Consider the following 25,501-nt stretch of genomic DNA (forward strand, 5'->3'; position numbering starts at 1 on the left):
TTTGGAATAGATTAAACAACTTTATCGTGGGGCTCTGAGGCGGCAGAGGGGTTCTGCCCTTTCAGCAGGTCGCGGATCTCGGCCAGCAGCACTTCTTGCTTGTTAACAGGCGGCGCAGGTTTGGCAGCCTCTTTTTCCTGCAGGCGGTTAATGGTACGCACCAGCATGAATATAGCCAGGGCGATAATCAGGAAGTTGATGACCACCTGTATAAAATTACCGTAGTTGAGGGTAACAGCCTTCGCCACGACCTCGCCGTTCTCCACCACGGCCTCCTTTAGCACCACTTGGAGCGAACTAAAGTCTATGCCACTAACGAGCAGGCCCAGCGGGGGCATAATAATATCATCAACGAGCGATTTTGTAATGGCCCCGAAGGCGGCACCGATCACAACCGCTACGGCAAGGTCAATGACGTTGCCTTTGACGGCAAATTTCTTAAAATCAGAGATAAATCCCATGAATAAAACTATAGATAAAGGGTGAAAAATAAGACGACCAGAAGGCCCCCGGCAGCAGGCTGGCACCCCCTCAGGACAAGCCGCACACACCGGCTGCTCCTTGAGTAGCTGTTTCGGGATTGAACTAAATCCTTATATTTGTGACAAAGAAAAAAGATTTTAACCAGAGTTGACAATATCTTATGGCCACATACGAAAACCTCTTGCTTGACCTGCAAAACGGCATCCTGACAATTACCATCAACCGTGCAGACAAGCTTAACGCCTTGAATATAGACACTATCAAGGAAATAAAAAACGCGATGCAGCAAGTATACGACGATACAGCGATAAAAGGAGCCATCCTGACAGGTGCCGGACCGAAGGCATTTGTGGCAGGCGCCGACATCACTGAGATTGCCGAGCTGAGCGAGGTAACGGCCCGTAGCTTTGCCGAAAGAGGGCAGGAAGTGTTCGCCATGATCGAGCGTAGCACCAAGCCTGTGATTGCCGCTGTCAACGGCTTTGCGCTGGGCGGCGGGTGCGAGCTGGCCATGGCCTGCCACATTCGCGTTGCCGCTGAGAACGCCCGCTTCGGGCAACCGGAGGTAAACCTGGGCCTGATACCGGGCTACGGCGGCACACAGCGCCTGACGCAGCTGGTGGGCAAAGGCAAAGCCATGGAGCTTATGATGACTGCCGACATGATCGGGGCGCAGGAGGCCCTGCAGCTGGGGCTGGTGAACCACGTGGTGCCACAGGAGCAGCTGATGGGCAAAAGCGTTGAGATTCTGGAAAAGATCATGGGCAAGGCACCGCTGGCGATTGGGCTGGTGATTGAGTGCGTGAACGCCGTGTTCAACAAGGACGAGAACGGGTACCAGACAGAAGCAAACGCCTTTGCACGCTGCTGCACCTCCGAAGACTTTGTAGAGGGCACCAGCGCTTTTATCGAGAAACGTAAGCCGGAGTTCACTGGCAATTAATCACGCAAAAACACCCCTTACCCCGACCCCGAGACAGACCGCATGAGCATAGCCAAGAAATTGGTCGGGCAAACTGCTGCCTATGGCCTGAGCAGCATTGTAGGCAGAGCCCTCAACTACCTGCTCGTTCCTCTTTACACCGCCGTATTCCTCCCGGAGGAGTACGGCGTGGTAACGTACCTGTATGCGTTTGTGGCTTTCTTTAACATCCTGTACACCTACGGGATGGAAACGGCCTACTTCCGCTTCGCCAACAAGCCCGACACCAACCAACACCGGCTCTACAACCAGGTGCTCAGCCTCATCATCTGCAGCAGCATCGTGTTTACCGCCGTCCTCATACTTGCCTCCGGGGCCATCGCGTCTTATATCGGCTATCCCGACCAGCAGGAGTACATCATCTGGCTGGCACTGGTACTGGCCATTGACGCCATCGTCGCCATTCCATTTGCCAGGCTGCGCCTGGAGGGCCGCCCGATGAAGTTCACCAGTATAAAACTGTCGAACATCCTGCTCACCGTAGGGGCTAACATGTTCTTTCTCGTGCTGTGCCGGAACATCTACCAGGGAGAGTACCTGCAGGGGCTGCGCCCGTTGGTGGAGCGCATCTACAACCCGGACTTTGGCGTTGGCTACATTTTCCTGATCAACCTGGTGGCCAACGCGCTGCTTATCCCGATGCTGTGGCGCGAGTTCCGCGACTTCCGCTTTAGCCTGAACAGGGAGGTGCTGCAGCCAATGTGGCTGTATGCGTACCCTTTGCTGTTCATGGGGCTCGCAGGTATGGTTAACGAGGTGATCGACCGCATCCTGCTGGAGCGCTGGCTACCCGAAAGCTTTTACCCTGACATGAGCAACATGGCTGCCGTTGGGGTGTACGGGGCCTGCTACAAGCTTTCCATCTTCATGACGCTGGCCATACAGGCTTTCCGCTACGCCGCCGAGCCGTTCTTTTTCTCACAGTCCGGAGACCGTAACTCCCCTACCACCTTTGCGCTGGTCATGAAGTGGTTTGTGATTGTGTGCGCCTTCATCTTCCTGTTTATCTCGGCCAACCTGGAGGACTTTGCCCTGCTGCTGCGTAGCCCGCAGTACCGCGAAGGCATCATGGTGGTGCCGGTGCTGCTGCTGGCGAACCTGTTCCTGGGCGTGTACTACAACCTGTCTGTGTGGTTTAAGCTGACGGACAAGACCAAGTACGGCACCTACATCAGCTTTGGCGGTGCGGCCGTCACCATACTTTTTAACCTGCTGCTGATACCGGTGCTGGGGTACATGGGCTCCGCTGTCGCCACGCTTGTCTGCTACTTTAGCATGGCGCTGGCCAGTTACCTGCTCGGCAACAGGCATTACCCCATCCCCTACCCTGTCAAAAGCATTATGGGGTACGTGCTGCTGGCGGCAGGCCTCGTGTGGCTGGCCCTATCCGTTGATATCCAGAACTTTTGGCTGCGCCACGCTTACCACCTCTCCGTTTGCCTTGCCTTTGCGGCAGTGGTGTGGGTGCGGGAGCGCCATAGTCTTCTTAAACTTTAATATATATATTTAGCTATAATGGACAACAAGAACCTGCCTGTAAACGTCATTAACCAATCGAAGCACGCGTTGCCGGGCTACCAAACCGTGCATTCTGCCGGCATGGACCTGCGGGCGAACCTCGAGGCGCCTGTTACGTTGAAGCCACTGCAGCGTGCCCTCATCCCAACGGGCCTTTTTATCGAGCTGCCTGAGGGGCACGAGGCGCAAATACGCCCAAGAAGCGGTTTGGCTTACAAGCATGGCATTTCCATCGTTAACAGCCCGGGCACTATCGACGCCGATTACCGTGGCGAAATAAAGGTATTGCTCGTCAACCTCTCGGACCAGGATTTTGTGGTGGAGGACGGAGAGCGCGTAGCCCAGATGGTGGTGGCAAAGTATGAGCGCGTTGAGTGGCAGGAAGCAAACGCCCTATCGGACACAGCCCGTGGGGCGGGCGGCTACGGCAGCACCGGCACCAGGTAAGCGGCCAAACCTTGCTGCTTTGGCCCGCACACCGCTGGGAACTATGGCGCACGGCTAGCCCGGGGCACGCCCGCCAACAGTAACAAGTATAAAACGAATAAATAAGCTATGGCGCAGGCCGTAGCATAAACTTAACTTTAGAACTAAAAAAACAGCTATGAGGATTATCGTACCGATGGCCGGAATGGGCAAACGCATGCGCCCACACACGCTTACAGTTCCCAAACCACTTATCCCTATTGCAGGCAAGCCGATCGTGCAGCGCCTGGTGGAAGATATAGCCAAAGTGTGCCAGGAGCCTATTGAAGAGGTAGCCTTCATTATCGGTCATTTTGGGGAGGAAGTAGAAAACGACCTGAAGGAAATCGCTGACAAGATCGGCGCCAAGGGCACCATTGTTTACCAGGAGGAAGCCTTGGGAACAGCGCATGCCATACTCTGCGCCAAAGAGGCCCTGAAGGGTAAAGTGGTGGTGGCTTTCGCCGATACGCTTTTCAAAGCAGACTTCCAGCTCGACACCAACGCCGACGGCACCATCTGGGTGCAGCGCGTGGAGGACCCGCGTCCGTACGGTGTGGTGAAGCTGAACGACAAAAACGAGATCACTGACTTTGTGGAAAAGCCGCAGGAGTTCATCTCCGACCTGGCTATCATCGGCATCTACTACTTCCGCGACGGCGAGTACCTGAAAGAAGAGCTACAGTACCTGCTCGATAACGACATCAAGGATAAAGGCGAGTACCAGCTCACCAACGCCCTGGAGAACATGAAGAACAAGGGCACCAAGTTTATACCTGCCGTGATCTCGGAGTGGTTAGACTGTGGAAATAAAAACGCAACTGTTCATACTAACCAGCGCTATTTGGAGTATATAAAGGATGAGGAAGGCCTGGTGGCCTCGTCGGCAAAGCTGGAGAATGCAGTAATCATCCCTCCTGTATACATTGGCGAAAACGTGCGCATTACCAACTCGGTAGTAGGACCACATGTTTCCATAGGCAACAACACTAACGTATACAACTCTGTGGTGAGCAACTCCATCATTCAGGAGAGCACATCCCTTAAAAACGGCAACGTGGCAAACTCAATGTTGGGCAACTTTGTTGTGTATGAGGGGCGCCAGTCTGATCTCAGCCTAGGCGACTACAATACGCTTACAGAGTAATACCATGACTACTACATACAGAAACATCATACTTGCCACCTGCTGCCTGGCCATTATCGGCACAGGCGAAAGCAAGGCACAGTCCGCTAAGAAGAAAGCCAAGGCCGCACAGGAGGCACCGGCACCACAGGTGCAGCAGCCAAGTGAGCACGAGCGCCAGATTAGCGAGGCATTGTTTCTGGATGGAATGAAATACTTTATGCTGGAGGACTATCAACAAGCCCTCCAGCTTTTTCAGAAAGCCTACACCATAACACCGGGCAACGCCGCACTCAACTACAAGATCGGCGAAACCTACCTGCACCTGAGCGAGCCCCGGTCAGCCATGCCTTTTGCCCAGGCGGCCGCCACCCTCGACAAGCGTAACGCCTATTATTACCTGCTGCTGGCACAGCTGCACTCTGAGCAGAAGCAGTACGATGCCGCCGCCCAGGCTTTCAACGACCTGATCCGCAACGTGCCGGGCTCGGACGAGTACCTGTTTAACCTGGCCGACCTGTACCTGTCGCAGTCGCAGTACGACAACGCCCTGCGCACGTATGAGCGCATCGAAAAGGAGTTCGGCGATATGGAGCAGCTCCACGTAAACCGCCAGCAGATTTACCTGCGCCAGAAGAACGTGGACAAAGCCATTGCAGAAGGCGAGAAGCTCCTGAAGTCCAACCCTACGGAGATCAGCTACTTCCTGTCTCAGGCGGAGCTTTACAATGCCTCGCAGCGTCCCGACGAAGCGATCTCTACCCTGAACAGAGCCCTGCGCCTGGAGCCAGGCAACCCCTTCGCCCATCTGATGCTCTCGGACCTGAACCGCCAGAAAGGACAGCATACAGAGTCGGAGAAGCAGGTAAAGCTCGCTTTCGCCAGCCCGGAACTGGACATTGACACCAAAGTGCGCATACTGGTGGACTTTATCCGGCAGCTGCCGAACCCCCAGATCGAGGGCGTGGCACTGGAGCTGGTAGACCTGACAATTGCAACACACCCGGAAGAGGCCAAAGCCTATGCCGTGGCCGCCGACCTGCAGACTATCGTCGGCAAGAAAGAGATCGCCCGCAACAATTACCTGAAAGCGGTGAAGCTAGACGACTCCCACTTTAAGATATGGCAGCAGATTGTGCTGCTGGATGCGGAGCTGGAGCAGCCGGATGAGATGGTAAAGCATGCAGAGCAGGCGCTGGAGCTGTTCCCGAACCAGGCTGTTTTCTGGTTCTACAGCGGCACCGGCCACCTTATCGAGAAGAATTACGACAAAGCCGTAAAGGCACTGGAGTATGGCAAGCGCCTTTCTGCCGGTGAGCCGGAATTGGTGAAGCAGTTTAACCTGCAGCTGGGCGACAGCTACAACTCGCTGAAGGACTACAAAAAATCGGATGCAGCCTATGAGGAAGTGCTGGCCCAGGACCCGGATAACGAACACGTGCTCAACAACTACAGCTATTTCCTGTCGCTGCGAAACGAGAAGCTGGACCGCGCCAAGCAGATGTCGGAGCGGCTGGTAAAGCTGCACCCCACCAACCCGACCTACCTGGACACCTACGCCTGGGTGCTGTACAAAATGGGTAACTACACCGATGCTCGGAAGTACCTGGAGCAGGCCGTGGCCATCTCCGACGATGCCACCGTGGTAGAGCACTACGGCGATGTGCTGTTTAAGCTGGGCAAGAAAGAAGAAGCCGTAAGCCAGTGGCAGAAAGCCAAATTAAAAGGAGAAGCCTCCGCCTACATCGACAAAAAGATCAAAGACAGAAAGCTTTATGAGTAAGCATCTTTTGCTTTTCCTGTTCGGCCTGCTGCTATTGGCAGGCTGCAAGAAAGAAACTGTACCCTCCACCGCCTCCACGGCCGTAAAAGCCGTCGGGGATGTAAAGGTAAACAACCTCGACTTCAACTACCTCAGCAGCAAAGGCCAGATCACGGTCAATGACAAAAACGACAACCTCTCCTCCGGGCTGAGCATCCGCATGCAGAAAGACAGCGTGATATGGGTGTCGATACAGCCCGGGCTGGGCATTGAGGCCGCCCGCATGATGCTGACCCAGGACTCGGTATACTTCATGAACCGCCTGAAGAAAGAGTACGCCGCCACGGATTACCGCTTCCTGCGCAACAAGCTCCAGGTGGATGTTAGCTTTGAGGTGCTGCAATCCATACTGCTGGGCAACTACCAGCCGCAGGGCTCTGAGAAGGTGATGAGCGCAGAAGGCATGCAGCATATACAGCAGCAGCGCCAGAACCTGACCTTCGACTACTTTATCAGCGACATCAACAGCAAGCTACAGCAGCTGAACGTGCAGGACATCAACACCAGCAACACGATCACGGTGAAGTACAACAGCTTTGAGCCGGTAGGCCAGGTGCCCTTTGCCCATGGCTTGGCCGCACAGGTGCTGCAGAAAGGCGAGGTGTCCGACTTTACACTCAAGCACAGCCGCGTAAGCGTGTCTGACGAGCCCCTCTCGTTTCCGTTCACGGTGCCGAGCGAGTATAAGCACCTCACGATTAATTAAATCTCTGGGCCCGTTGGTTCTTCCGTTATAGTTTTGCCATATTTGTAGACTGAGAGAAGAAGAACCGAACGTTTTGATGAAGGCCCTTTACAGATTAGCCTTTTTCCTGCTTCTGCTGAGCCTGCCGCTGGCCTCCATGGCCCAGAAAACAAAATCGAAGGCACAGCTAGAGAAGGAGAAAAAGGAGAACCTCACCCGAATAAAAGAAGCAAACCGCATTCTGCAGCAGACCAAGCAGCAGAAGCAGGCTTCCATTGGCCAGCTCAACGCCATCAAAGAGAAAATAACCGTGCAGAAAGGGGTTGTACAGAACATCTCCCGCGAAATCACCTTCATAGAGTCGGATGTAAAGGAGACAGAGGGCATTGTTGGTGCCCTGCAGCACGACCTGGAGCAGCTCAAGGCTGAGTACGCCCACATGGTGTATGCAGCCTCCAAAACAGCAAACAGCTATAACAAGCTCATGTTCCTGTTCGCCTCCGACTCGTTTAACCAGTTTGTGATGCGCCTGCGCTACCTGCAGCAGTACTCCGAGGCACGCAAGAAGCAGGTGGAGCAGATAAACAAGGTGCAGCTGGTGCTTAATGGGCAGGTAGCGGTACTGGAGTCCAAAAAGCAGCAAAAGCAGAACCTCCTCTCAAAGCACGTAGCGGAAAGCAAGAGCCTGCAGTCGCTCAAGCAGCAGCAGGACAGCGTGATCACCCGCCTGAGCCAGCAGGAGAGCAACCTGCAGAAAGAAGTAGCCGAGCGCCAGCAGGCTGTGAAGAAGCTCGACAAACTTATCGCCGACATTGTACGCGAGGAGATTGCCAGGGCAGCACGCGCCGCACGCGAAGCGGGCAAGGCCACCAGCGGCAGCCCCAACAAGGTAACCCTCACTCCGGAGGCGGCCCTCATCTCCTCGTCCTTTGCGGGCAACAAGGGCAGGCTGGCCTGGCCGGTAGAGCGCGGCTTTATTTCGCAGAAGTTCGGGCGGCACAACCACCCTGTTCTGAAGGGGGTAGTGGTGGAGAACCGCGGCGTGGATATACAGACGGCGGCAGGAGCGGCAGCCAGGGCCATTTTCGAGGGCAAGGTGCTGACTGTGGCCAGCGTACCAGGCATGAACAACATTGTGATGGTGCAGCACGGCGAGTACTTTACCGTGTATGCCAAGCTAAAGACCGTGAACGTGAAGCCGGGGCAGACAGTGAAGCTGAAAGACACCATCGGCACGGTGTACACCGACAGCGACGGCACCACCGAGCTGCAGTTCCAGATCTGGAAGAACAGCTCCAACATGAACCCTGAATCCTGGATTGTAAAAAAATAGAGCGGCGGCAGAACAGCCTCGGCAGAAACGAAAAAAGCCACAGCGTTGCTGTGGCTTTCTCTTTTTAAGTTTTACCTCCCCCAGGCAAAACTCAAGCAATGTTACTAAAGGCCGTTTGTGTTTGTGTTAGAACCAAAACAGCTTAGGTTAAAATAAAAAAACACCCCACAGTGCAGGGTGCCTTTCCAAGCTATGAAAACAAACTTAATATTTATATCTATAGGCAGGCGCTGAAGGCCTGCTGAGATTTCATGACACTAAATTACAACCTTGTTTATAAAAATGCAACAATGAGGCAAAAACTAATTCCCAATCGCATTTATGTATAGCTATACTCCTATTTAGAGATAAAGGTTATAGATGCTCTAAAAAAAATTCCTAGTTGCTTCTATAACATCTTACACCCGCTTTGAGTTGCTTTTTAGGTTGTGAATTAACGGCGGCCCCATTAACTTTAACCCTTTATTTCAGCACGTTCACCAAACTACACCGAAGGGCTTCTGCTTTTACACTTTACAAGTGTTGTGCCAAAACCGCCTCAATACATAACACACTGACTCTTAGTATCAACAAATTAAAGCAAGATCAAAAACATCCCTATATTGGAATAAAACCACTGCATTTTTCCAGTCATGGGAAAGATGCACCGCGCATCCCCCACCAAACACAGGCTTCTTTTTGCCGGAGCTAAAATCCGGCCGTATATTGCCCCCGTAAGTAAGAAGTTGGCATAAGCGACGCGTCAGCGTCAACTTTCAGGCATTTTAAACTTATCCCGGCTGTTGTGGGTTTATTTAAAATATTAACCCTAATTTTGTAGCACACTTTAAACATTTAAAGACATGGGTATCACCAACATTTTCTTATTCATTGGAGGCTTAGGCGGTACAGAAGTTATCCTGATTCTTTTCGCGATTCTGCTGCTTTTCGGCGCGAAGCGTATTCCTGAGCTAGCTAGAGGCATGGGCCGCGGCATCCGGGAGTTTAAGGACGCCACCAAAGAGATTAAGAGCGATATCGAAACCTCTGTAAAGGACGATAGCACTACCAAGTAGTACTGACTGACATATTGTAAGGTCACCCTATGTACCTTAACACCGTTTTCCTTTTCCTGGGGGATCTGGGGGGAGGAGAAATGATGGTCATTATGGCCGCATTTCTTTTGTTGTTTGGTGCCGACAAGATACCCGGCGTTGCCCGTTCCCTGGGCCGCGGCATCCGGGAGTTTAAAGACGCAACAAACGAAATAAAACACGAACTAGAGCAATCCATCAAAGACGATCCTAAGTCCAAAAAAGATTGAGACAGTATAATTCGCTACGTGACATCCGCACGGACATAGCCAGTGGCCAGGTTTCGTGCAGGCAACTGGTGGAGCAGTATCTCCATAACATAAAAGAGAAAGCCAACTTAAACGCTTTTCTGGAAATTTTTGAAGAAGAGGCACTGGCGCAGGCCAATGCCGTCGATCAGAAGTTAGCCAACGGAACAGCGGGCAAGCTGGCGGGCATGGTAATAGGCATAAAAGACGTGCTGGCCTACGAAGGCCACAGCCTGCAGGCATCCAGCCAGATCCTGAACGGCTTTAAGTCGCTCTACACTGCCACGGCGGTGCAGCGCCTGCTGCAAGAGGACGCCATCATCATCGGTCGCCAGAACTGCGACGAGTTTGCCATGGGTGCCTCAAACGAGAACTCCTCCTTCGGTAACGTACTGAACGCCGACGACCATGCCCGCGTACCGGGCGGCTCTTCGGGTGGCTCGGCCGTGGCCGTGCAGGCAGACCTCTGCCTTGCCTCCATTGGCTCAGACACAGGCGGCTCCGTACGCCAGCCAGCCTCGTTTTGCGGCGTAATCGGCCTGAAGCCCACTTACTCCCGCATTTCCCGCTACGGCCTCATCGCCTATGCCTCTTCTTTTGACCAGGTTGGCCTGATCACCAAGAGCGTGGACGATGCCGCTCTGCTGCTGGAGGTAATTGCCGGGCAGGATGGCATGGACAGCACCGCCAGCCAGCGCGAGGTGCCCGCTTACAGCGAGCTACTGCAGACAGACAAGAAGTATAAGATAGGGTACATCCGCGACTGCTTTGAGCGCGAGGGCCTTGAATCAGAAGTAAAAGACGCCATACTTGGCGTAAAGGACATGCTGCGCGATGCAGGCCATGAAGTAGAGGCTGTGGAGTTCCCCTACCTCGACTACATGGTACCGACCTACTACATCCTGACCACCGCGGAGGCGAGCTCTAACCTCGGCCGCTACGACGGCGTGAAGTATGGCTACCGCTCAGACAATGTTACCGACCCTACATCGTTGTACAAAAAGACAAGAGCCGAAGGCTTTGGCCTGGAAGTGCAGCGCCGTATCGTACTTGGTACGTTTGTGCTCAGCGCAGACTACTATGACGCTTACTATACCAAGGCGCAGAAAGTGAGGCGCCTGATTAAAGAGAAAACCGACGAGTTGCTTCAGCAATATGATTTCCTTATATTGCCTACCGCTCCTACTACCGCTTTTAAAATAGGAGAAAACACAGCAAACCCGTTGGCCATGTACCTGGCCGATATCTTTACGGTTCAGGCCTCACTTGCCGGCGTACCAGCCATCTCTATTCCGGTTGGTCGCGATGCCAACGGCCTGTCCATCGGGTTGCAGTTAATGACCCGCTCATTTGAGGAGCCGCAGCTGCTTGCTTTCTCAAATTACATCCTGGACAAGATAACCGTTGAAGCATAAACCTTGACATGACTTACAGCAAATTCTTTACATTGCTTGCGGCTATGGCTGGCAGCATCTGGACATCTGACGCCAGTGCTCTCGGCCATAGCCGTTTGCTTGACGCGCCCACCAAAGACTCGCTCGCACTGGCTGCAGCCGACCCGGTTAAACTGCAGCAGACCGACACCACCACCGTCTCCGTGCTAACGCCGGAAGAGCTGGCACTCCTGGTGGAGGTAATTCCAAACGAGCCCAACGACGTGATCGCCGACAGACTTAGCTGCATCGAATCGGACATCCCGCTGGTGTTCAACGACTACGTAAGGAATTTTATCGATTACTTCACCATCCGCAACCGCAAGTATACGCGCACGATGCTCACGCGCGAGAACGTGTACTTTCCCCTTTTTGAGAAATACCTCAAGAAGCACAACATGCCGGATGAGCTAAAGTACCTGGCCATTGTGGAGTCTGGGTTAAACCCGCTGGCGCAAAGCCCTGTGGGGGCGGCCGGCCTGTGGCAGTTCATGAAGCCTACCGGACGCGAGTACGGCCTGCACCAGACCCAGTACATTGATGAGCGCCTGGACCCGGAGAAATCAACGGAAGCCGCCATGCGCTTTCTGCGCCGCCTGCACAATTACTATGGCGATTGGGAACTCGCGCTTGCCGCCTATAACTGTGGGCAGGGCAACGTGAACAAGGCTATCCGCCGCGCAGGGGGAGGTAAAAAGACATTCTGGGAGATCTTCCCCTACCTGCCGCGCGAGACACGAGGCTATGTGCCAAGTATGACCGCCGTGCAGTATGCCATGAACTATGCCGGCGAGCACAACATCTTCTCCGACTCCATTCTGTACCAGCCCGAGGTAGCGTACCTGGAGGTAATGCAGGCGCTGGACCTGGAGAAGCTGGCGGAGGAACTGCACCTGGACCCAAAGGAGCTGATGGCGCTTAACCCTGAGCTGAAGAAAACGAACCTCCCCGACCATATGCGCAACTATAAGCTGCGCATACCGGCCAGCAGGAGCGCCTTGCTCGCCACAGCCGACGACAAGAGCTGCATTATGCTGGCGGCGGCCCCGGTAGTGCCGCACACAAAAGATCCGGAGCCGGAAACACCGGTGATGTTTGCCTCCGCAAAAACGGAGCAAGCCGCAGAGAAGAAGGAGGCACCAGCCGTTGCCAAGGTTACTTATACCGTACAGCCCGGCGATAACCTGACGCAGATTGCCAAGCGCCACGATGTGACCGTGGAGCAGCTGAAGGAGTGGAACAACCTGAAGAGCAGCAGCCTGATGCCCAAGCAGGAGCTACTGGTGATGCAACAGGCGGAGGCGGGAGCCGTGCTGGCCCTGAACACAAAAGGCAAGCCAGAGGCGAAGTCTGCCGTGGAGAAGAAAGAGCTGATTTACCACGTGCAGCCCGGCGATACCCTTTGGAATATTTCCAAGAAGTATAACGGCATCTCCGTAGAGCAGATCAAGAAACTGAACAGACTGAGGTCAAACGAAATAAAACCCGGCCAAAAGCTGATTTTGAGCTAGGCAAGCCACGTACGGCTTACCTTAGGAGCACCTTCTGCACAAGAGGGTGCTTTTCGTTTATAGCATGTTACACTTTAATTACCGAGTTAAAAAAAGTATAAAATCTGCCTTGATAAATATTGCACCACTTATCTTTAAGGCTCAGCTTTGGATTAACGGTAAATTCTTGCAAAATTGGTCTTTAGCCAGATTAACTTGGGGAAAAGTTAAAGACATGTTGACCAAGCTGAGTTAGCTACACTACTACATACAATACAACCACAACATGATCAAAGTTAACAAAGAGGACGCCCTGAACTACCACATGGAGGGGAAACCCGGTAAGATTGAGGTCGTGCCAACCAAGATGGTGAGCACACAGCACGATTTAGCGCTGGCTTACTCTCCGGGTGTGGCAGAGCCCTGCAAAGAAATTTACGCAAACAAAGACAACGTATATAAGTACACCGCTAAGGGCAACCTGGTGGGCGTCATCTCCAACGGCACAGCCGTGCTGGGCCTGGGGAACATTGGCCCGGATGCCTCTAAACCTGTGATGGAGGGCAAAGGCGTGCTCTTTAAGAAGTTCGCCGGCATCGACGTGTTTGACATTGAGATCGACAGCACTGACCCGGAGGAGTTTGTGCGCATCGTAAAGTCGCTGGAGCCTACCTTTGGCGGCATCAACCTGGAGGACATCAAAGCGCCGGAGAGCTTTAAGATTGAGAATGCGCTGAAGACGCAGATGAACATCCCGCTCATGCACGACGACCAGCACGGTACGGCGATCATTTCGTCTGCCGCCCTGCTCAACGCGCTGGAACTGGTTGATAAGAAAATCGGGGAGATTAAGATTGTGGTGAACGGCGCCGGCGCCGCGGCCATCGCCTGCACCAAGCTCTACGTGGCACTGGGTGTGAAGATGGACAACATCGTGATGTTCGACAAAGACGGCATCATCCGCCCGGAGCGCGACGACCTTGATATTTACAGAGCGCAGTTCGTTACGACCCGCAAGATCAACACACTGGCCGAGGCCCTGACCGACGCCGACGTATTTGTGGGCCTTTCGGCCGGTAACGTGCTGGCACCGGAGCTGGTGAAACTTATGGCAGCCGACCCGATTATCTTCGCGCTGGCGAACCCGGACCCGGAGATTCCATACGACGTGGCCATGGCAACGCGCGAGGACCTGATCATGGCAACCGGCCGCTCCGACCATCCGAACCAGGTGAACAACGTGCTGGGCTTCCCATACATTTTCAGGGGTGCCCTGGATGTGCGCGCCACCGAGATAAACGAGGAAATGAAGCTGGCCGCCGTGCACGCCCTGGCGAAGCTGGCAAAAGAGCCCGTACCGGAGCTGGTGCACAAAGCCTACGGCGACAACACCATTAACTTCGGCCGTACTTACCTGATCCCAAAACCGCTGGACCCGCGCCTGATCACCACCGTGTCACCGGCGGTTGCCAAGGCTGCCATTGAAAGCGGCGTGGCCCGCCAGCCGATCACGGACTGGGAGGCGTACGAGCAGGAGCTGAAAGAGCGCATCGGCATCGACCAGAAGCTGATGTCGCGCATTACCACGCAGGCTAAGAAAGACCCGAAAACCGTGGTATTCGCCGAGGCGGACCACTACAAAATACTGAAGGCGGCGCAGATCGTAAAAGAGCAGCGCATCGCCAACCCTGTACTGCTAGGCAACCCCGAGCGTATCGAGGCCATTATCGCCGAAAACAACATGGACCTGCAGGGTGTCACGATCATCGATCCGTTTAAGGAGGACGCCAAGCGCGAGGAGTATGCGCAGATACTGTTTGACAAGCGCCAGCGCAAGGGCCTTACCCTGTTCGACGCACGCCGCCTGATGCGCGACCGCAACTACTTCGGAAGTATGATGCTGAACACCGGGGAGGCCGACGCGCTTATCTCCGGCCTTACCCGCGACTACTCTAAAACCATGCTGCCGGCACTGCAGGTGGTAGGTGTGGAAGAGGGCATCAACAAGGTGGCGGGCATGTACATCATCCTTGGGCAGAAAGAGCCATACTTCTTTGCAGATACCACGGTAAATGTGAACCCAACGGCCGACGAATTGGTTGACATCATCGGCCTGACGGCGCGCACGGTCCGCTTCTTCGACACGGAGCCGCGCGTGGCGATGCTTTCGTACTCTAACTTCGGGTCAGTGCGCGGGGAAATCCCAAACAAAGCCACCGAGGCAGTGCGCAAGGCCAAGCAGCGCTACCCGGAACTGCTGATCGACGGGGAGATGCAGGCAAACACTGCCCTGAACCGCAACCTGCTTCGCGAGCACTACCCGTTCAGCGAGCTGGCCGATAAGGGCGCAAACACGCTGGTTTTCCCTACGCTTGCTTCGGGCAACATTGCCTACAAGCTGCTGCAGGAAATAGGTGGCGTTGAGGTGATTGGCCCGGTACTGATGGGCATGCGCAAACCAGTACATATTCTGCAGCTTGGGTCTTCCATTCGCGATATCGTGAACATGGTATCCATTGCTGTCGTAGATGCTCAGAACTATAATAATCAACATATATAGATGATAGCCTATATAGATGGCAAATTAACGCACAAAGATCCCACCTACGTCATTATCGAAGCGAATGGCGTAGGTTACCAGATCCGCATTTCACTGAGCACGTACTCCTCGCTGCCCGCCGGTGAGCGCTGTAAACTACAGACTTACCTGCACATCAAAGAAGATGCCCATACCTTGTATGGCTTCACGACGGCAGCCGAGAAAGACGCGTTTCTGCACTTGATATCCATTTCAGGCGTGGGCCCCAACACGGGGCTCATGATCCTGTCTTCCCTGTCGGTTGAGGAGGTGCAGCACGCCATTATCCGGGAGGATGTGCGCACGATACAGCAGGTGAAAGGGATAGGTGCCAAAACAGCGCAGCGTATCATTCTGGAGCTGAAGGACAAGATGAAAAAAGAGGCGCTGGTGTCGGATGTCACCATACCTGCCGCCTCACACAATACGAATCGGGCCGAGGCGTTATCAGCACTAGTAACCTTGGGGTTTGCTAAGAACGTTGCCGAAAAAACGCTGGACTCGATTATCAAACGCGAGGGTGGTAACTTAAGTGTTGAGGAGTTGATAAAGTTTGCGTTGAAGTCTTCATAAGAGATATACCCAATTTTGATCTGGAAAAGTAAAAAGCCCAACCTGTTCCTGGCACTGGTTGCTTCTATTTCTATGCTGGCGTGGTGGTCGCAGGCGGAAGAACTGCGTACATCACGCCGGTCTAAACTTACTATTCTCCAAAATCTCCTATCCTTACAAGATACCCTGCGCCAGGACACGGCCAAGTATATCCCCAGCCGGCGGCCTACGTTTACCCCCTCCGACCGCTACGGCAGCCCGTTTGGCACCCGCTCCAGCACCTCGCCCCTGCTGTTAGGCCAGCCAAACAACGTACAGCTAAACGTGGAGCTGGACGACAGCCTGCAGCAGTATAACATTACCGAAACCCTCGGCGATAGCGTAATGTACCGCCCGCCGTCCTCTATGTCGATGCGGGAGTACTCGGAGTGGCAGCAGCGCGAGGCCATCCGCAACTACTGGCGCGCCAAATCCGCCGGCCTGGACGGCGAGAGCGTGGTGAGCAGCAACCGCCTGATCCCCAAAATATACATCAGCCCTGTGTTTGACCGCATCTTCGGCGGCAACTACGTAGACATTCAGCCGAACGGCAACGTGGGGCTAAAATTCGGCGCGCGCTTTAACCGCAACGAGAACCCCACCATTCCGCTTAGCCAGCAGCGCACCGGCGACTTCGACTTTGAGCAGAACATCTCCCTGAACCTGGTGGGTAAGATAGGCGAGAAGATGCGACTCAACTTTAACTGGGACAACAACGCCAACTTCGACTTCGAGAACAACATGAAGCTGGACTATACCGGCTACGAAGAGGAGATTATACGCAAGGTAGAGGCCGGTAACGTAAGCCTGCCCCTGAACAACTCCCTGATCACGGGTGCGCAGAACCTGTTTGGCGTAAAGGCGCAGCTGCAGTTTGGCCGCCTTGGCGTTACCACTATCGCCTCCAGCGTACGCGGCACCAACGACGAGGTGATCATCCAGAACGGAGGGCAGAACAAGCCTTTTGAGATCCGGGTGGACAGGTATGACCGCGACCGCCATTTCTTCCTGTCGCAGTTTTTCAGAGGCCGCTACAACCAGGCTCTCCGAAGCCTGCCGCTTGTGAACTCCGGCATCGTGATTCGCCGCGTGGAGCTGTACGTCACCAACAATAACCGCTCTACAGAGAACCTGCGTAACATCGTCGCCTATATGGACCTGGGCGAAGCAGACCCGTACCGCGACCGTTTTGACACCAGCAGGCCTGCCACGGCCCCTGCCGACAATCAGGCCAACGCCCTCTACAGTCTTATCTCTCCGAAAGACAGCAAGGCCCGCAACAACTCCGCCGTAGATGGCTACCTGCAATCGCTGGGGCTGGAGAAAGGCATTGACTTTGAGCACGTGCGCGCCCGCAAGCTGGAGCCAAACGAGTATAAGTTTAACCCGCAGCTAGGCTATATCTCGCTTAACTCTGCCCTGCTGCCTGACCAGGTGCTGGGCATCGCCTTTGAGTATACTTACAACGGCAAGACCTATCAGGTGGGGGAACTCATAGACGACTACCAGAACCTGGATTCGGAGAAGGTCATCCACATGAAGTTGCTGCGCGCCACGAACCCGTCTCTGAACTACCCGACCTGGGACCTGATGATGAAGAACGTGTACGCGCTGGATGCAACACAGGTAAACCGGGAGGACTTTAAGCTGCAGATCGTTTACAAGGATGACGAGTCTGGTGTGGACCTGACAAGTATAAAGGAGCCGAGCCCGATCCAGAATATCCCGCTGGTAGAGGTTCTGAACCTGGACAACGTAAACTCTAACAATGACAAGCCAAGCGACGGCAACTTCGACTTTCTGCCGGGCATCACCATCGACACGGAGTCGGGGCGCATCTTCTTTCCGCAGGTAGAGCCGTTCGGCGACTACCTGGCCAGCAAACTGGAGGGCTACCCGAACCTGGTGGATCAGTATGTGTTTCAGGAACTGTACGAGCAGACGCAGACAGATGCACAGCAGAACAACGTAAAGGCAAAGTTCTACATCAAAGGCAGGCTACAGTCTACCTCATCTGATGAGATCATGCTGCCGGGCTTCCAGATTGCGGAAGGCTCTGTGGTGGTGTACTCTGGCGGCACCAGGCTGGTGGAGGGCACCGACTACCAGGTGTTCTATGACCTGGGCCGTATCAAAATCCTGAACCCAAGCTACCTGAGCTCCGCCAACGACCTGCGCGTGACCTATGAGAAGGCCGAGCTGCTCAACATTCAGCCGCGCACGATGCTGGGCGCCCGCTTCGACTACCGCCTGAACGACGATGTGAACATCGGCGCCACGGTGCTGCACCTGAGCGAGCAGTCCTACATCAACCGGGTAAGTATAGGCGATGAGCCTACGAACAACACCATGTACGGCTTGGACCTGAACATGCAGAAGGAGTCGCGCATGCTGACGCGGTTCGTGGATGCCATCCCGCTGATACAGACCAAGGCCCCATCGCTCGTGACCTTCAGCGGGGAGTTTGCCCAGCTCGTGCCAACCAAGTCTAAGTCGAACGCCAATGAAGACGGCGCCTCCTACCTCGATGACTTTGAGGGTGCGGAAACACCGTACAGCCTGGGCGGCTTTAACAACAGCACCTGGCGGCTGGCGGCTACACCGGCCCCACTTGTGCCCGGCGCGGGCCTTGCCTATTCCTACAACCGGGCAAAGTTTGCCTGGTACACCATTGACCAGATCTTCTACCGTAACGCCGACAACCTGAAGCCAGACAACATTACGGACGAAGAACTTAAGAACAACTACGTGCGTGGCGTGTACCGCACAGAGATATTCCCGGGCCGCGACTCCGAAGTATCCAACACCTACGAGTATACCTTTGACCTGGCTTACTACCCGCGCGAGCGTGGCCAGTACAACTATAACTATAACCTAACCCAGGAGGGCTTGCTTGCCGGCGACCCGCGTAACAACTGGGGCGGTATCAGCCGCGAGATCTCCTTCGACACCGACTTTGACAATGCCAACATCGAGTACATGGAGTTCTGGCTCATGGACCCGTTCATTGCCGGGCCTAACGGTAGAGACGGCGCCTTTGGCGGCAATGTGAACCCGCGCGACCCGGGCCAGCTGGTGCTGAACCTGGGCAACGTGTCGGAGGACATCCTGGACGACAACGAGTACGCCTTTGAGAACGGCTTGCCAACGGGTGCCAACGATGTGCAGGACCTGGAGGAAACGATCTGGGGCCGCATTACGCAGCAGCAGTTCCTGACGGATGCTTTCACCGGCATCCCGGGCGGCCGTAAATTTCAGGACATTGGCCTGGATGGTTTAAATGACGCCAGTGAGACCACTTTCTTTCAGGACCCGTTCCTGAGCCGCATTCCGGGTGCCGTGCCGCAAACAGTGCTGGACGACCCCTCTGCCGACAACTTCCTGCACCACCTGGACCCCGTGTACGACCAGCGCAACGCCGGTGTACTGCAGCGTTACAAGAACTACAACGGCATGGAGAACAACTCCCCGGAAAACAGCCGCTTCGCCAACTATGCCTTCCCGGATAAAGAGGACCTGAACGGCGACAACGTCATCAACGACCTGGAGCAGTATTACGAGTACAAGATCAACCTGAACCCAGACCAGCTGAATGTGGGCCAAAACTACATCGTGGACAAGGTGGAAGGTCGAAACGGGGCAACATGGTACCAGTTCCGGGTGCCGGTGCGCCAGCCAACAGGCACTGTCGGCAACATCGACGGCTTTAAGTCGGTGCGGTTTATGCGCTTGTACATGACAGGCTTTGCCGACCCGGTAGTGCTGCGCATGGCGCAGTTCCAGTTTGTGGCTAACCAGTGGCGTAAGTTTGAGCAACCGCTTACCGAGGGCACCCCTTGCCTTACCTGTACCGACGACGCCCGCAGCTTTACCGTATCAACCGTAAACATTGAGGAAAACAGCCAGGTGGTAGAGGGTGTCAACACGATACCGTACCAGGTACCGCCGGGCATCGAACGCCTCCGCGACTATTCCTCAACCAACGAGCGCCGCCAGAACGAGCAATCGCTGCAGCTGTGCGTGGAGGACCTGAAAGACTCTTTCTCCAAAGCCGTATTCAAGAACATCTCCCTCGACCTGCTGGCCTACAAGCAGCTCAAGATGTTTATTCACGCGCAGTCTGACGAGCCGTCCATCCAGGATGGCGAGATGCAGGCCTTTATCCGCATCGGTACAGACTTTACCCAAAACTACTACGAGTATGTGGTGCCGCTTAAATTCACACAAGCGGGGGCCATTAGCGCAAATGAAATCTGGCCAAACGAAAACGAGGTGAACGTAAACCTGCAGGAGTTGGTAGACGCCAAAGTAAAGCGCAACACAGCAGCGCCAGGCAACATCTATGTGCCGTACACAGTCACTACCGCCGACGGGAAGCTGATCCGCGTGGTGGGTAACCCGGACTTTAGTGAGGTAGAGGGCATCATGATTGGTATCCGCAACCCTTCTGACAGGAACTCGGATGCGCGCCCGCATTCGGCCTGTATCTGGGTGGATGAGCTGCGCGTGACTGACTTCGTGAACAAGTCCGGCTGGGCCTCTACTGCGCGCATGAACGCAAAGCTGGCAGACTTTGCCAACATCACCGCCACAGGCGCCTACACCACGGTGGGCTTCGGTGGACTGCAGCAGCAACTGTCGCTGCGCTCGCGTGAAGACATTTCCCAGTTTGACGTAACAGCCAATGTGGTACTGGACAAGTTCCTTCCGGAGCAGTGGGGCGTAAAGGTACCGTTAACGGTACAGTACGGCGTAACAAGTGCCGAGCCGCAGTACGACCCGCTGGACAAAGACGTGCCGCTGGAGCAGTCGCTCTCCAAGTTCGACAACGACGAGGCCCGCGATGCCTACAAGAAAGAGGTGATCACGCAGGAGACCCGCCGCAGCATCAGTTTGCTGAACGTGCGCAAGGAGCGAACCGACCCGGAGGCCAAAGCACGCATTTACGACATTGAGAACTTTGCCGTGTCCTACTCCTACGCCGAGCGCCTGTACACAGACGTGGAGACAGACCGCGACTATACCAAGACCTATACGGGTGCACTGGCGTATACCTACACCAACACCCCGAGGAGCTATCAGCCGTTCGCCGACAGCGAAAAGCTAAATTCGCCGTACCTGCGCCTGATCAAGGACTTCAACTTCTCGCTGTTGCCGAGCACCTTCTCGTTCCGGGCCGACCTGAGCCGCTTCTACAACGAAACGTACCTGCAGCGCCCAGACCCGGAGACGCGCTTTGTAACAACCAGGGGCATTGAGCCGGTATTCCAGAAAAACTTCTTCTTTAACCGCATCTACGACATGCGCTGGGACCTGACCAAGAGCCTGTCGCTGGACTACACCGCCACCAACCGCTCCGTAATAGATGAGCCGGACGGCCGCATTAACAACGAGGTGGATTCGCTGGCCTATAAGAACAAGAGAATCTGGGAGAACCTGAGAGAAGGAGGCCGCAACACCAACTTTAACCAGCTGGTAGCCCTAAACTACAAGCTGCCGCTCGACAAGTTCCCGCTGACCGACTGGATCAGCGCCGACACCCGCTATGCCGCCACCTACATCTGGACGGCAGGCTCAACGGCCCTGAACCAGGATACAACGTTCAGGCTGGGCAACACGGCGGAGAACAACATGGAGTTTAGTATGAACGGCAGGATTGACATGGTGAAGCTCTACAACAAGGTGAAGTTCCTGAAAGAGGTGAACTCCCCTACGCCGGCCAAACCTGCCAACCTGATCCCGAACGACACCAGCGCCACCGAAAAGAAGAAACCGGACCTGAAGTTTGTGAAGTCGCTGGCCCGGGTGCTGATGATGACGCGCTCCCTGAACATGACCTACCAGGAGAACCGCGGCACACTGTTGCCGGGCTACCTGCCGGACACTAAGTTCTTCGGTTTTGACGATGCCTTCGACGCACCAGGCCTGCCGTTTATACTTGGCAAGCAGTATGAGCTGAGCGAGCTGTACGACCGCGCCAACAGCAACGGCTGGTACACCGACAGCAGCCAGTACTTAAACACGCCGTTCAGCGCCGTCCACACCGAAACCTTTACCGGCCGTGCCAACCTGGAGCCGTTCCGCAACTTTAACGTAACGCTGGACGTGCGCCGCACCAAGTCTGAGATAGAGGAAGTGTTCTACCGCAAGGAGTTCGACGATTTCGGGGACGTAAGCCAGGAGGACCAGCGCCAGAACCCGTTTACCTCCGGTGCCTTCAGCACCTCGTTTATGGCCTTGGGTACGCTGTTCGAATCCACCGACGATGGGGTTTCTGCTGCTTTTGAGGAATTTATCCGTAACCGCCATGTTATCCGCGACAGGCTCACAGCTGCCAACCCGGCCGCAGGTGACTCCGGCTATACCCTAAACTCGCAGGAGGTGCTGCTGAAGTCCTTCCTCTATGCCTACCAGGGGCGGGAGGTAAACGGATACGAGGCCAAGGCGGAGAGCCCGTTCAGCCGACTGCCGATCCCGAACTGGAGCATAACCTACAACGGCCTGGAGCGCCTGCCGATCTTCCAGACCTGGTTCAGCCAGATCAGTATTTCGCACGCGTACAGCTCCAGCTACAACATCACCAGCTACACCACCTCGCTGGCTTACAACCAGGAGCCGTCGGGCTTCCCGACACAGCTGAACGAGTTCGGGCAGATTGAGCCGTACTACATCGTAAACCAACTAACGGTAATGGAGCGACTGGCGCCACTGCTGGGCATCAACTTCCGGACAAAGAATAACCTTACCGGGCGGCTTGAGTATAAGATGGAGCGAAACCTGTCGCTGAACCTGACAAACGCACAGATTACGGAAACAAACGTGAAGGATTACGTAGTGGGCTTTGGCTACAGCACGAACCATTTCAGGCTACCGTTTAAGATCGGCGGGGAGCGCATCACACTCGACAACGAGCTAACCATGCGCCTGGACCTGCAGGTGCGCGACAACCAAACCGTGCAGCGCGCCATCTCCGACGACGGTACCGGTAACGAGCGCAGCCAGAACCAGATCACGAACGGTACGCGCCAGCTGCAGCTGCGCCCAACGATAGACTACGTACTGAGCCAGCGCCTGAACCTGCAGTTCTATGTGCTGCGCACCGTGTCAGATCCCAAAATATCCACGTCGTTCCGCAACAGTGTAACGGAGGGAGGCATTCAGCTGCGAGTTAGTCTGCAATAAACTTTTGGCATTGCGAAAAAGACCGTATTTTTGACAAGTAATTTAAAAAATACATAACAAATGAACTTACCTGAGAACCTGAAGTATACCAAAGACCACGAGTGGGTACGCATAGAAGGCGATACAGCTATCATCGGCATCACTGACTTTGCTCAAAGCGAACTGGGTGACATCGTGTACGTTGACATCGATACAGTAGACAAGCAGATCAACCAAGAAGATGTGTTCGGCACAGTAGAGGCTGTAAAAACAGTGTCTGACCTGTTCAGCCCACTGAGCGGTACTGTACTGGAGTTTAACGAGCAGCTGGAGAACAGCCCGGAGCTGGTAAACTCTGATCCTTACGGCGACGGCTGGATCATCAAAATGTCTATCGACGACGCAAGCCAAGTTGACGGTCTGCTTACGGCAGAAGGCTACCGTGAAGTAATCGGTCAGTAAAACAGAAGCAGATAGGTTTGATTTTTCGTTACAACCTATTTACGATAATGTGGGCAGCAGTGATCTTACTGATGACACTGCTGCCTTCTTCCTCTCTTCCTGCTCTCTCAGTCTGGGAGCTCTTCTCCTTTGACTCCTTTGCACACGCCTTCATGTTCAGTGTGCTGTGCTTTCTGATGATTGTGGGCATGTCGAAGCAGTTTACCTATCCGCACCTGCACCACTTCGCCATCCGGAGCAGCCTTTTTATCAGCACCATGTTCGGCATCTTCATCGAGCTGCTGCAGCACTTCTTCATCTACGGCCGCCAGGGCGATATCATCGATGTAGTGTCCAACACCCTCGGGTGCCTGTTTGGCATCGTGCTCTTTAAGTGGATTTACATCTGGTAGCACCCGCTGCCTTTCGGCAAGTATAACTCACAACCTTTTGGTGCACCCGAAGAAGGCTTTTGCAGCTTTTGCCTAAGCTACCGTAGCTTTGCCGGCACCTTTCCCCTGTGGCTTTTCATACACAAGCTTTGGCTTATGAAGGCTGGCGCTCCTTTCCTGCCCGTTCGCCGCAGCTATCGTATTCTGCCCTTGCGCCTCGGGCTGCCTCACTAGCAACACCAATCGAGTTACATTCTCAAAAGATCATAGCTTATACTTTGTACTGGCAGGCAAGGCCAGGTGCACTCACCCGGGATAGCTTAAAGTTGGTTGGTTTCGGAGTTCATGCTATTTTAGAAGTATGAACAGACTCCCTTTCCTTCTGCTGCTGCTGTTGTGCCTTTCCGCTCCGGTTACCCGGGCTCAGGACATGACGCGTGTGCGCCACACCATCGACACACTTACCTCTAAGAGCATGCATGGCCGCGGCTATACGTTCAACGGCGACCGCAAGGCGGCCGAGTATATCCAAAACAGGTTTGAGGAGATGGGGCTACAGCCGGTGAACGGCTCCTACTTTCAGCAGTTCAGCTTTCCGGTAAACCGCATTGTACAGACGCCCCAACTACAGGTGGATGGGCAAAGGCTGGTGCCGGGGCAGGACTTTGTCGCCAGGGCCTCCTCTGGCTCCGGTGCGGGCAAGGCAACAGTGCTCCCCCTCGATACGCTGATCTTCTCAGATGCCAGGGCATCTCGCAAGTTCTTCCGCCGCGACTTCTCAGACAAGGCACTGGTGTACCCGCAGCGAGAGCAGCAGCGCCTGCTGCAACTGCCAACCGCCTACCAACAGCAACTGCAACAGGCAAAACTGCACCTCATACTGCAGCCCAAAGCGTTGCTCACCACCGTAGCCCGGCAGCAGACAGCTATGCCTATGCTGGAGGTGCTGCAAAGCGCATGGCCACAACAGGCACAGCAGGTAAACTTTGACGTACAGGCAGACCTTAACCAGCAACACCAGGCCCGGAATGTAATCGGCTTTATCCGCGGCAGCCGGCAACCGGACTCCGTGCTGGTATTCTCCGCCCACTACGACCATCTGGGCAGCCAGGGAGAGGAGGTATACTTCCCCGGGGCCAACGATAACGCCAGTGGCACGGCCATGCTGCTGGAGCTCGCGCAGCACTACAGCAAGCCCGAAAACACGCCCGCCTACAGCATGGCTTTTATTGCCTTCGCCGCCGAAGAGGCCGGGCTGTTAGGCTCATTTTACTACGTGCAGAAGCCGCTTTTCCCGCTGCAGCAGATTGCTTTCCTGCTTAACCTGGACCTGCTTGGCACCGGCGGCGATGGCCTGATGGTGGTAAACGGCCAAGTACACGAGCAGGAGTTTAACCTGCTCCGGCGCCTGAACGAGCAGCACGGCTACCTGCCACAGCTAAAGAGCCGCGGGAAAGCCGCCAACTCAGACCATTACCCTTTCTCTGAGGCTGGCGTTCCGGCTTTCTTTTTCTACACCCTCGGAGGCACCGCCGCCTACCACAGCACCCAGGACTATGCTGCGCAGTTGCCGCTCACAAAATTTCCGGAGGTGTTTGCCCTCATTACTGATTTTGCACGCGCGCTCACGGCAGGGGCGGCACAGGAAAACTAGCTTTGAGGCAGCTAAATTCAGCCGTT

The 25,501-nt window shown here is 54.8% G+C and carries 18 protein-coding genes; 17 read left to right on the top strand and 1 reads right to left on the bottom strand.

Annotated features, from left to right (window positions below; genetic code table 11):
- Positions 1-11: 11 nt before the first annotated feature.
- Positions 12-461 (bottom strand): large-conductance mechanosensitive channel protein MscL, encoded by a 450-nt coding sequence (mscL, locus tag CA264_RS14530; protein WP_025608121.1) that lies wholly within the window; start codon positions 459-461, stop codon positions 12-14.
- A gap of 182 nt (positions 462-643) precedes the next feature.
- Here mscL and CA264_RS14535 point away from each other — a divergent pair, with 182 nt between their 5' ends.
- From CA264_RS14535 to CA264_RS14615, 17 genes are all read left to right on the top strand, one after another.
- Entirely contained in the window at positions 644-1,426 is a 783-nt protein-coding gene (locus tag CA264_RS14535) for an enoyl-CoA hydratase/isomerase family protein (protein WP_025608122.1), read from the top strand.
- Positions 1,427-1,468: 42 nt separating this feature from the next.
- On the top strand, positions 1,469-2,962 hold the full coding sequence (locus tag CA264_RS14540) for an oligosaccharide flippase family protein (RefSeq protein ID WP_025608123.1): 1,494 nt from the start codon (positions 1,469-1,471) through the stop codon (positions 2,960-2,962).
- 18 nt (positions 2,963-2,980) lie between these two features.
- Complete coding sequence (dut, locus tag CA264_RS14545; protein ID WP_036776264.1) at positions 2,981-3,430, top strand: dUTP diphosphatase; 450 nt, start codon at positions 2,981-2,983, stop codon at positions 3,428-3,430.
- Between the two features lie 157 nt (positions 3,431-3,587).
- Positions 3,588-4,595, top strand: a complete 1,008-nt coding sequence (locus CA264_RS14550; RefSeq protein ID WP_025608125.1) for a sugar phosphate nucleotidyltransferase — start codon at positions 3,588-3,590, stop codon at positions 4,593-4,595.
- A gap of 4 nt (positions 4,596-4,599) precedes the next feature.
- The gene (locus CA264_RS14555) at positions 4,600-6,357 is read left to right on the top strand and encodes a tetratricopeptide repeat protein (RefSeq protein ID WP_237151126.1); all 1,758 of its coding nucleotides are present in this window, start codon (positions 4,600-4,602) and stop codon (positions 6,355-6,357) included.
- Positions 6,350-7,102: a lipoprotein insertase outer membrane protein LolB1 gene (gene lolB1, locus CA264_RS14560; RefSeq protein WP_025608127.1), complete on the top strand. Its 753-nt coding sequence runs from the start codon at positions 6,350-6,352 to the stop codon at positions 7,100-7,102. Before CA264_RS14555 ends, lolB1 begins: the two co-directional genes overlap by 8 nt.
- 76 nt (positions 7,103-7,178) lie before the next feature.
- A complete protein-coding gene (locus CA264_RS14565) occupies positions 7,179-8,414 on the top strand; it encodes a murein hydrolase activator EnvC family protein (RefSeq protein ID WP_025608128.1) in 1,236 nt (411 codons plus the stop codon).
- Between the two features lie 842 nt (positions 8,415-9,256).
- Entirely contained in the window at positions 9,257-9,469 is a 213-nt protein-coding gene (locus CA264_RS14570) for a Sec-independent protein translocase subunit TatA/TatB (protein WP_025608129.1), read from the top strand.
- A gap of 29 nt (positions 9,470-9,498) precedes the next feature.
- Complete coding sequence (locus CA264_RS14575; RefSeq protein ID WP_025608130.1) at positions 9,499-9,717, top strand: Sec-independent protein translocase subunit TatA/TatB; 219 nt, start codon at positions 9,499-9,501, stop codon at positions 9,715-9,717.
- Positions 9,714-11,150, top strand: coding sequence for an Asp-tRNA(Asn)/Glu-tRNA(Gln) amidotransferase subunit GatA (gene gatA / locus CA264_RS14580; protein WP_025608131.1), 1,437 nt, complete (start codon positions 9,714-9,716; stop codon positions 11,148-11,150). The genes CA264_RS14575 and gatA overlap by 4 nt, the downstream gene beginning before the upstream one ends.
- A gap of 8 nt (positions 11,151-11,158) precedes the next feature.
- Positions 11,159-12,679, top strand: a complete 1,521-nt coding sequence (locus CA264_RS14585; protein ID WP_036776269.1) for a lytic transglycosylase domain-containing protein — start codon at positions 11,159-11,161, stop codon at positions 12,677-12,679.
- A 265-nt stretch (positions 12,680-12,944) separates the two neighbouring features.
- On the top strand, positions 12,945-15,218 hold the full coding sequence (locus tag CA264_RS14590; RefSeq protein WP_025608133.1) for an NADP-dependent malic enzyme: 2,274 nt from the start codon (positions 12,945-12,947) through the stop codon (positions 15,216-15,218).
- On the top strand, positions 15,219-15,809 hold the full coding sequence (gene ruvA / locus CA264_RS14595) for a Holliday junction branch migration protein RuvA (protein WP_025608134.1): 591 nt from the start codon (positions 15,219-15,221) through the stop codon (positions 15,807-15,809).
- Positions 15,810-15,824: 15 nt separating this feature from the next.
- Positions 15,825-23,009, top strand: coding sequence for a T9SS outer membrane translocon Sov/SprA (gene sov / locus CA264_RS14600; protein ID WP_025608135.1), 7,185 nt, complete (start codon positions 15,825-15,827; stop codon positions 23,007-23,009).
- A 60-nt stretch (positions 23,010-23,069) separates the two neighbouring features.
- On the top strand, positions 23,070-23,450 hold the full coding sequence (gene gcvH / locus CA264_RS14605; RefSeq protein ID WP_025608136.1) for a glycine cleavage system protein GcvH: 381 nt from the start codon (positions 23,070-23,072) through the stop codon (positions 23,448-23,450).
- Positions 23,451-23,497: 47 nt separating this feature from the next.
- A complete protein-coding gene (locus CA264_RS14610) occupies positions 23,498-23,842 on the top strand; it encodes a VanZ family protein (protein WP_025608137.1) in 345 nt (114 codons plus the stop codon).
- A gap of 340 nt (positions 23,843-24,182) precedes the next feature.
- On the top strand, positions 24,183-25,475 hold the full coding sequence (locus CA264_RS14615) for a M28 family metallopeptidase (RefSeq protein ID WP_025608138.1): 1,293 nt from the start codon (positions 24,183-24,185) through the stop codon (positions 25,473-25,475).
- Positions 25,476-25,501 lie beyond the last annotated feature (26 nt).

This window comes from Pontibacter actiniarum (assembly GCF_003585765.1).
Taxonomy (GTDB): Bacteria; Bacteroidota; Bacteroidia; order Cytophagales; family Hymenobacteraceae; genus Pontibacter; species Pontibacter actiniarum.